General features: G+C 39.4%; 8 protein-coding genes and 1 rRNA gene. 7 read left to right on the top strand and 2 right to left on the bottom strand.

What is annotated here, in order from left to right; genetic code table 11:
* Positions 1-160 precede the first annotated feature (160 nt).
* From rrf to fusA, 7 genes are all read left to right on the top strand, one after another.
* Positions 161-277 (top strand): 5S ribosomal RNA (gene rrf, locus BLT94_RS20335).
* Between the two features lie 299 nt (positions 278-576).
* Positions 577-1941, top strand: coding sequence for an exodeoxyribonuclease VII large subunit (xseA, locus tag BLT94_RS20330; protein ID WP_092238302.1), 1365 nt, complete (start codon positions 577-579; stop codon positions 1939-1941).
* The gene (gene xseB, locus BLT94_RS20325) at positions 1934-2161 is read left to right on the top strand and encodes an exodeoxyribonuclease VII small subunit (RefSeq protein ID WP_092238299.1); all 228 of its coding nucleotides are present in this window, start codon (positions 1934-1936) and stop codon (positions 2159-2161) included. Before xseA ends, xseB begins: the two co-directional genes overlap by 8 nt.
* 6 nt (positions 2162-2167) lie before the next feature.
* Complete coding sequence (locus tag BLT94_RS20320) at positions 2168-3085, top strand: polyprenyl synthetase family protein (protein WP_092238296.1); 918 nt, start codon at positions 2168-2170, stop codon at positions 3083-3085.
* 21 nt (positions 3086-3106) lie between these two features.
* Positions 3107-4993 (top strand): 1-deoxy-D-xylulose-5-phosphate synthase, encoded by a 1887-nt coding sequence (gene dxs, locus BLT94_RS20315; protein ID WP_092238293.1) that lies wholly within the window; start codon positions 3107-3109, stop codon positions 4991-4993.
* Positions 4974-5747, top strand: coding sequence for a TlyA family RNA methyltransferase (locus BLT94_RS20310; protein ID WP_092238290.1), 774 nt, complete (start codon positions 4974-4976; stop codon positions 5745-5747). Before dxs ends, BLT94_RS20310 begins: the two co-directional genes overlap by 20 nt.
* Positions 5748-5816: 69 nt before the next feature.
* Positions 5817-7892 carry an elongation factor G gene (gene fusA / locus BLT94_RS20305; RefSeq protein ID WP_092238287.1) on the top strand — a complete coding sequence of 692 codons (2076 nt, stop codon included), beginning with the start codon at positions 5817-5819 and terminating at the stop codon, positions 7890-7892.
* 86 nt (positions 7893-7978) lie between these two features.
* Here fusA and BLT94_RS20300 read toward each other — a convergent pair whose 3' ends face one another.
* Together BLT94_RS20300 and BLT94_RS20295 are read right to left on the bottom strand one after the other, a co-directional pair.
* Entirely contained in the window at positions 7979-8683 is a 705-nt protein-coding gene (locus BLT94_RS20300; protein WP_092238284.1) for a lysophospholipid acyltransferase family protein, read from the bottom strand.
* The gene (locus BLT94_RS20295) at positions 8680-9567 is read right to left on the bottom strand and encodes a diacylglycerol/lipid kinase family protein (protein ID WP_092238281.1); all 888 of its coding nucleotides are present in this window, start codon (positions 9565-9567) and stop codon (positions 8680-8682) included. The genes BLT94_RS20300 and BLT94_RS20295 overlap by 4 nt, the downstream gene beginning before the upstream one ends.
* Positions 9568-9577: the final 10 nt, after the last annotated feature.

The raw sequence follows: 9577 nt of genomic DNA, 5'->3' as shown, positions 1-9577 counted from the left end.
CTAATAGGTCGTGAGGCTTAGCCACTTTTTCCACAGATAACTTTGAACGCTTTAATGCAAACATATTAAAATTTACTGCAACTTATTATAAATTTAAGGATTTATCGGACATGTAACCCCATTAAAAAATATTCAAACGTCCGGGATCCAGCCATCTTAATCCGGTGGCTATGGCAAAGAGGTCACACCCGTACCCATCTCGAACACGGAAGTTAAGCTCTTTAGCGTCGATGGTACTGCATGGGAGACTGTGTGGGAGAGTAGAACGCCGCCGGATTATTCTTTAAAAAGCCCTGATCATTATTGCAATGGTCAGGGCTTTTTGCGTTTTGTGATTCAGATGATTTTTCCCCAGGGTTACAAGGTTTGTTGCTTGTTTAAATATATATTATAAAAAGTTTACATAATATATATTATCAGACGCCAAGGAAACATGCTATTTTTACATATATTGCACATATAGCGTTTTGATACAGAATTTATATTTATTTTAAAATAATAATTTTATTGTTAAAATATTCCCTTTGTTTTATAAATATAAATTTTGCATTTTACATGGTTCAATATGGTTAAACAATGATAATAACAGGAAAAAAGACTGGACAGCCTTATACTGTCTCAAAATTAACAAAAGAAATCAAATCTCTTTTAGAAGAAACCTATCCATTTGTATGGGTAACAGGTGAAATTTCTAACTATGCAGTACCTGCTTCCGGTCATTCTTATTTTTCCTTAAAAGATCAACAAGCAGTTATCAGTGCCGTAATGTTTAAGAATCAAAAACGGACATTAAAATTTAAACCTGAAAACGGTATGAAGATTAATGGACTGGCAAGGCTTACACTTTATGAACCCCGGGGTGCTTATCAGCTTATTTTTGAATATTTGGAACCGGAAGGCGCAGGTTCTATGCAGGTTGCTTTTGAACAACTAAAAAAAAAATTATCCAATAAAGGTTTTTTTGATGACAAATATAAAAAAGCCATCCCGTTTTTACCTTCAAAAATAAGCGTGATAACTTCCGGTACAGGAGCTGCTGTCAAAGATATCATCAATGTCGCTCAAAGACGGTTTTTAAACTGCCACATTGAAATTATTTCGGTTAAAGTACAGGGAGATGGATCAGAAAATGAAATTAGTGATGCCATTAACCTTGTAAATCAACATCAAAGTATGGATCACAAAATATCGGACATCATAATTCTTGCCCGGGGTGGCGGATCATTGGAAGATCTGGCCGCATTTAATTCAGAAACCGTTGCCAATGCCATTTTTGCTTCCTCTATACCAATTATTACCGGTGTCGGTCATGAAACCGATTACACTATTGCTGATTTTGTAGCAGATTTAAGGGCTCCTACACCTTCTGCGGCGGCGGAATTGGCTCTGCCAGACAAAAACAGTCTGGTGCAAACAGTTTTAAAATTGCAGGAAAGTTTAACCATATCCGTAAAAAAGAAAATTATTGTACACCACCAGACTGTTTCTTATTTGATTTCAAGATTAAAAAGTCCCAGAACAATTATTTATGATTTTCGATTCAAGCTTGAGGATTATAAATCAAGATTAATTAATATGATGACGCAGTATGTACAGTATAAAAAAGAAAAACTTAGCTGGTTGTCAAATTCGCTTCATTCCAGGCAGCCCCTTAAAAAAATTTTTGACCACCAGCGGCAGGTTAAAAGACTTTCCAACGAGTTCACACATAATTTTCAAAAAAAAATTCAGCAGATGAAAACAGATCATTTGGAACTGACCTCTAAACTTCAGGCGCTTAATCCAAAAGCAGTTTTAGACAGAGGGTACAGTATCTCAAGATTTGTGTCCGACAAAAAGTTGATCACTAATTCAAGTGATGTGAAAAAAAATGATCAAATTGAGGTAATTCTTTCTAAAGGACAATTGATTACAAGGGTGGAAAAGATAAAAAATGGCTAAGAAAAAAACATTTGAAGAAGCGTTAAAAGAACTTGAAGATATTGTAAGACAAATGGAATCAGGTGATTTGCCACTTGAAGATGCGGTTAAAAAATATGAATCAGGAATGAAACAATCCAAATTTTGTCTGGATCTTTTAGATAAAACCGAGAAAAAAATATCACTTCTGACTAAAGACCTTGATGGTAATGTAAAAGAAGAACCATTTGAAGATGAATAGTATATAATGATGAATAATATAAACTTTAATTTACAGTATTATCTAAAAGAAAAAAGAAAACTGGTAAACCAATATCTGAAACTTATTTTTCAGCCTTATGACCAGACGCGTGAGCTTATTATGGCCATGGATCATTCACTTATGGCCGGGGGAAAAAGGCTGCGCCCTATCCTGTCAATGGCTGCTGCCCAGGCCTGTGGAAAAGATTTCCTGCTTGCCCTGCCCGCTTGCTGTGCCATGGAAATTATCCACACCTATTCTTTGATTCATGATGATTTGCCAGCCATGGATGATGATGATTTGCGACGAGGGTTGCCCACCTGCCATAAAAAATTTTCCGAAGCCACCGCCATCCTGGCAGGAGATGCATTATTGACTCACGCATTTAATGTCCTTTCCAATCCTCAACCCTTTTTTGAAATTTATCCGGACAATGACACAAGACTTCAATTGATTTCAATCTTTTCTGCCGCAGCCGGTATCCAGGGGATGGTTGAAGGCCAGATGCTGGATATTCAGTCCTATCAACCCGGGCAAAATAACAGGTTAGCCCACCTGAAGAAGATACATGCACTTAAAACCGGCAAATTGATCACCGCCAGTGTTGAATCAGGTGCAGTAAGTGTTGGAGCCGATTTAAAAACTATTGTAAAATTAAAGTGTTATGCAGATCAAATCGGCCTGGCATTTCAGGTGGCGGATGATATTTTAAACATAGAAGGAGATCCTGAAATCATGGGCAAATCTGCCGGGTCTGATGAGCAAAATGATAAAATGACGTTTCCTGCAATTATTGGCCTGGATGAGTCAAAAAAATACGCAAAAATGCTTGTTGAAAATGCTATTGATGAGATTTCAAACTTTGATGAAACCGCAGCACCTTTGAGGGCCATTGCCAATTATATTATTAACAGGAACCATTAATTGAATTGAGGTTGATACATTTTGAGTTTGCTTGAACAAATAAAAACATCCAAAGACATAAAACAACTCACCAGAAAAGAACTCAAACTTCTGGCCAAGGATATTCGAAGCCGAATTATCGACGTGGTTTCAAAAAACGGTGGACATCTGGCCTCAAGCCTGGGAGCCGTGGAATTAACTCTGGCCATCCATTATGTGTTTGATCTGCCAACCGATACATTGATATGGGATGTTGGCCATCAGTCCTATGCACACAAACTGATAACAGGAAGAAATGACACCTTTGACACACTTCGCCGGTATAAAGGCATATCAGGATTTTCTAAAATCAAGGAAAGTCCCTATGACGGTTTCACTGTGGGGCATTCTTCAACCTCGATTTCAGCTGGGCTGGGGGTGTGTTATGGCAACTATTTAAACAAGGATGATTCCGATGTTATTTCGGTTATCGGAGATGGTTCTCTCACTGCAGGGATGGCCTATGAAGGGCTGAACCAGGCCGGAGAATTGAAAAAACGAAATTTGATTGTCATCCTGAACGACAATGATATGTCCATTTCTCCCAATGTTGGTGCTTTGTCTTCTTTTTTAAGCCGTACGTTTTCAGCCAGATATCTTCAGGCCATGAGAAACAGATTTGGGTCTTTTTTAAAGTCTTTGCCGAAAATTGGTGATGACATTTATAAAATTGCTAAACGGTCTGAAGAGTCTTTTAAAACATTCATGACACCGGGGATGTTATTTGAAGCCTTTAATTTTGATTATTTCGGCCCTATTGACGGCCATAACCTGGATCATTTGATCGATATCCTGAAAAACATCAAAAACCCTAAAGATCCAGTCCTTCTGCATGTTACAACTGTAAAAGGCAAGGGTTATGAACCCGCTGAAAAAAATCCGGTTTATTTTCATGGGGTAGGCTCTTTTGCGGTTGATACGGGTAAAAGCAAAAAAATACCCAACGGGATTCCCACCTATACACAGGTGTTCGGCTCTTACATGATCAACCTTGCTGAAAACAATGAAAAAATAGTTGCAGTGACGGCTGCCATGCCTGAAGGGACCGGGCTGATTGAGTTTTCCAAACAATACCCTGACCGGTTTTTTGATGTGGGAATTGCAGAACAACACGCAGTAACATTTTCAGCCGGTCTGGCATCAAAGGGGTTAAAGCCTGTTGTTGCCATTTATTCAACATTTTTACAACGAGCTTTTGATCAGATTCTGCATGATGTCTGCATTGATTCACATCCTGTTGTGTTTGCCATTGACCGGGGAGGTGTTGTTGGAGAAGACGGCCCCACGCACCATGGCCTTTTTGATTATTCATATCTTAGGTGTATGCCCAATATGACCATTATGGCACCAAAGGATGAAAATGAACTGGTAAGAATGCTGGTTACAGCAGTTCAGCACACTGGGCCTGTGGCTGTTCGATACCCCCGGGGAACAGGAGAAGGCGTACAAGTTGAAAATAATCCTACGCCGATAAAAATAGGGAAAGCCAAGGTCATAAGTAAAGGTGATGACTTGTTGATCATTGCCATAGGAAATTCTGTTAACGAGGCTGTAAAAGCAAGCAAGTGCCTGGAGGAGCAGGGTATTTATACAACAGTGATTAATGCACGGTTTGTAAAGCCTCTTGATACGGATTTGATAATGGAATATGCAGTAAAAATCAAGAAAATCATCACGGTTGAAGAGCATGTTCTTGATGGCGGATTCGGGTCTGCTGTCTTGGAAATGTTATCGGATCAAGGTGTTACGGAGTGTTCCCTTAAGCGGATTGGCATTAAAAACAGATTTGTTGAACATGGCCCTCAGGATATTTTAAGAAAAGATTATGAAATAGACTATTCAGCTATTGCAGACGCAGCAATGAAAATTTATGGCAAAACAATTGAATAAAGGGACAAAAAATAAAACCAGGCTTGATCTCTTTATTGTTGAAAAAGAACTGGTTAAATCCAGGCAGCGAGCAAAGGCTTTAATTATGGCGGGTAAAGTTTTTGTAAATGACATGCCTGTGGATAAACCCGGAAGCTTGATTGCCGATGATGCAAAGGTGATCGTAAAACAGGATGACAACCCGTTTGTCAGCCGGGGAGGCTTAAAACTTGAAAAGGCATTGAAAACAATCCCGGTCTCGGTAAAGAATTTGACCTGCCTTGATATTGGTGCTTCAACCGGCGGTTTTACAGATTGTCTGCTTCAGCATGGGGCAGGTAAAGTTTATGCCGTTGATGTGGGATATGGCCAATTTGACTGGTCTTTAAGACAAAACAAGAGGGTTGTGGTTATTGAAAGAACCAATATCCGGCATATGCCTTTTGAAGTTATTAATGAAAAAGTTGATGTGGTTGTAGCAGACACATCATTTATTTCTCTTAAGGTTGTGATACCTTCTGCTGAAAAATTCATGAAAAAAGATACAATGGTTTTGGCACTGATTAAACCACAATTTGAAGCAGGAAGGCAGAATGTAGGCAAGGGTGGTGTTGTAAAGGACCCTGAAGTCAGGAAACAAGTGATTAAAGACTTGAAAGTCTTTTTCAAAGAAAAGGGATATCAGATAAACCAGGTAGTCCCTTCCCCTATTTCAGGTCCGAAAGGAAATAAAGAGTATATTATATCCTTAACTTTTAAAGAAAATTTAAAATAACACTGTTAATTTTATTTAAATTTTATTATTTAAATGTAACTTTTTATTAATTGTTTATAAGGAGCAGTAATGAGCGAAGAAATTAAAACCATGAGAAATGTGGCTCTGGCTGGCCATGGGGGTGCAGGCAAGACAACTCTTGCTGAGGCTATGCTATTTAAAGCCGGAGTTACCAACCGTCTTGGGAAGGTTGAAGAGGGCAATACCGTAATGGACTTTCAACCGGAAGAAACCAGGAAACAGCAGAGTATTAACACATCATTTATTAAGTATACCCATAATAAGCATACAATTACTTTAATAGATACTCCTGGTGATCAGAATTTTTTCTCTTCTGCTAAAACATGCTTTCCTGTTGCAGACTGTATGGCATTTGTGATTGACGGAGTCGGCGGACCGTCCGCCATGACCGAAGAAGCCGCAGCCAGTGCATTGGAATATAATCTGCCCGGTTTTGTGATTGTGAATAAACTGGATCGTGAAAGATCGGATTTTTCAACCTGTATTGAAGCCTGTAAAACCGCACTTAAAAAAAAGATCCTTCCCATATTTTATCCCATCGGTTCTGAAGATGACTTTAAAGGGTATGTAAATATTATTTCAGGCCAGGCTTTTGAATATGACGCTGATGGAAAATCAAGTAAAATTGATGTGCCTGCGGATATGTTGGATGATATTGAGCTGGCAAAAGAAGAATTTGTTGAGAATGTGGCTGAACTTGATGATGAGCTTCTTGAAAAATACCTTGAAGGTGAAGAAATCACAGAAGATAAACTCAAGGCAGCATTTCGGCAGGGTATTCTGGATGCCCAATTTTATCCGGCTATCTGTTCTTCAGCTACAAAAATGATTGGCATTGATGTTATTTCCGATATTATCAATGATTATATGCCGTCTCCCCTTGACAGAGGTGACTGGACTGCCAAAGATGCCAATGGTGAAGATATTATTGTTTCTCCTGATCCGGATGCGGAATTTTGCGGATTTGTTTTCAATACTATTGTTGATCCCTATGCAGGCCGACTCTCCCTTTTCAGAGTGATTTCAGGAACTCTTGGAAAAGAAGGCAATGTTTTTAATACGACAAAAGACAAAAAAGAGCGGTTTTCACAACTTCTTGAGATTGCCGGCAAAGAGCAAAAAAACATTACCAGAGCGATTCCTGGATCTATTGTGGCTGTGGCTAAATTAAAAGACACCTTGACCGGGGATACTTTGACAGGTGGAAAAGAAATTCAAATTCCCGCGCCCAAGCCCATGCCGCCAGTTATATCCTTTGCCATATCCCCCAAAGCAAAAAGTGATGAGGATAAGATTCATGAAGCCGTCAGAAAAATTCTTGAAGAAGATACAGGCCTTTTGTTGAACAGAAACGAAGAAACCAAACAGACCGTTCTTTCAGGCAGAGGCCTTGTTCATATCGAAGTGACTGCCGAAAAAATTCAAAGAAAATTTAATGTGGGCATGGATATTGAGACACCAAAGGTTGCCTATCGTGAGACCTTCAAGAAAAAGATTCGTGTTCAGGGTAAACATAAAAAACAGTCTGGCGGACATGGTCAGTATGGTGACTGCTGGATAGTTCTTGAACCGCTTCCCAGTGGTTCTGGATTTGAATTTGTAGATAAGATTGTCGGTGGTGTTATCCCGAAAAATTATATTCCAGCCGTTGAAGCCGGTGTAAGAGAAGCCTCTCAAACCGGTATCCTGGCGGGATTTCCCTGCGTGGATTTCAGGGTAACAGTTGACTTTGGATCTTATCATTCTGTGGACTCTTCCGAGATGGCTTTTAAAATGGCAGGAACCCTTGCCTTTAAAAATGCTGCAAAAGATGCAAAAGCGACCCTGCTTGAACCGATCATGAAGATTGCCGTAAAAGTACCCGAAGACAGTACCGGTGATATTATGGGAGATCTTAATTCCAGGCGAGGCAGAGTTTTGGGAATGGATTCAGAGGATGACAAACAGATCATCAATGCCCTGGTTCCCATGGCTGAAATACTGCGCTATGCACCTGATTTAAGTTCAATGACAGGTGGCAGAGGAACATTTACCATGGAATTTGAACAATATGACGTGGTTCCGGGTGATCTTTCTCAAAAAGTTATTGACAAGGTAAACGCTGAAAAAGAAGAAAACAAATAAACACATTGCATCATTGTGATTAAGACAATCAAACCGGACAGTTAAGAATTACATCTTACCTGTTCGGTTTTTTTTATTGTTTATTTTTAGGATTTGCTTAATTTATAGATCGTCTCAAAAAGAGTCTGCTGTAATTCTTCTATGGATAACTTTTTAAACTCTTCATGGGAAATTGGTTTACCGATATTTACCATTACCACTCCCGGATTTAAAATTAAACTTCCTTTCCGATTATAATCAAACAAACCCTTTATTCCAAACGGCAGAATATCTGTATGGGCATCTTTGGCCAGGTGAAAAGGCCCTTTTTTAAATGGTTTCATTTCTCCGGTCAGGGTTCTGTGGCCTTCCGGTAATATACCAATACTAATCCCGGACAAGAGTGCCTTTTTTGCCGTTTCAAGGCTTAAGATGGCATTTTTAAGATTGTCTCTTTTGATGGGAATGCAGCCCCATTTTCGAATCAAATATCCCCACACCGGCAAAGAAAAATGATATGAAGCTTCTACTCCGACAAAGCACAGGGGAATGGCCGCCGGAATGACGAAAATATCAAACAGACTTTGGTGATTTCCCATGATTAAATAAGGCCGACCAGGAATTATGTGGTCTTTACCGGTTACAATGAGTCTTATTCCCATAACCTTAATTAAAATTTTGAACAGGCGTCTGGCCATAGTGAATGTTGTTTCCCGAGACAGTGTAAACAGGCATAAAACAAGAATAAAAGCTGAAACCAAAAAAAAGATACCACCAACAATCCATAACCCTGTTGAAATTATCTTTTTCACCTCAGATACCGTATCATTTTATGGTGTACGCTTATGGTTGTCGGTGTAACTCCAATTATCTCACCGTCCGGTGATAAGGTCTTACCGGGCCATGTTTTGATGGTTGCTTTTTGAGCCTTGATATGTTTTACGGCAGGATGCCGGATATGGGTACCGGTATAAATTTGGGGCAAGGTTGTCAAAAGAGTGGTTCGGGATACTTTTTCTGCAATAATGATATCCATAAAACCATCATCAATTTCAGCATCAGGAGCTATGAGCATGTTCCCGCCGGTAAACCGTGAATTGCAGAACTCAACAAAACAATTTTCCTGCGACAATGGTTTTCCGTCAATTTCAAGTTCCATATGGTGGCAAGAAAGCCTTGCAGCCCTGTAAAAGACGCCGATAAGGTAAGAAAAATTCTTTAAGAATTTAAATTTCTGAGCTGTTTTTGCCACGTCAGTGGCAAACCCCAACCCAAGTATGTTGACAAAATATTTTTTTTTTGTGCCTTGTGTAAAAGAGCAGACATCAACCCATCTTGGATTATTTTTCACAAGGGATCTGATGCCATCTTCAAACGTATGTATATTCAGATCCCTGGCAAAAGAATTCCCGGTGCCGACCGGAATAACGGCAATGGGTGGAATTTCTTCAGGTTTAAATCTGGAAAGAAGACCGTTTAAAATGTGAAAATTGCTTCCATCGCCACCCACGGCAGCAATGGCATCATATTGTTTTATGTTAAGGGCCGAGGCTATTTTGAGTATATGTCCATGATAACAAGATAGATGAGTCTGATAATCAATACGGTTTGCTGCCAGCTTTTTTTCAATAACAGGCAGCAGTTTTCCAACTTTTTTCCCGCCGGCATACGGGTTTGCGATTAAAGCAACTTTCATAACGCCCTTT

It is taken from the genome of Desulfobacula phenolica (assembly GCF_900105645.1).
GTDB lineage: Bacteria > Desulfobacterota > Desulfobacteria > Desulfobacterales > Desulfobacteraceae > Desulfobacula > Desulfobacula toluolica.
This window is presented reverse-complemented; position numbering and strand designations above follow the sequence as displayed.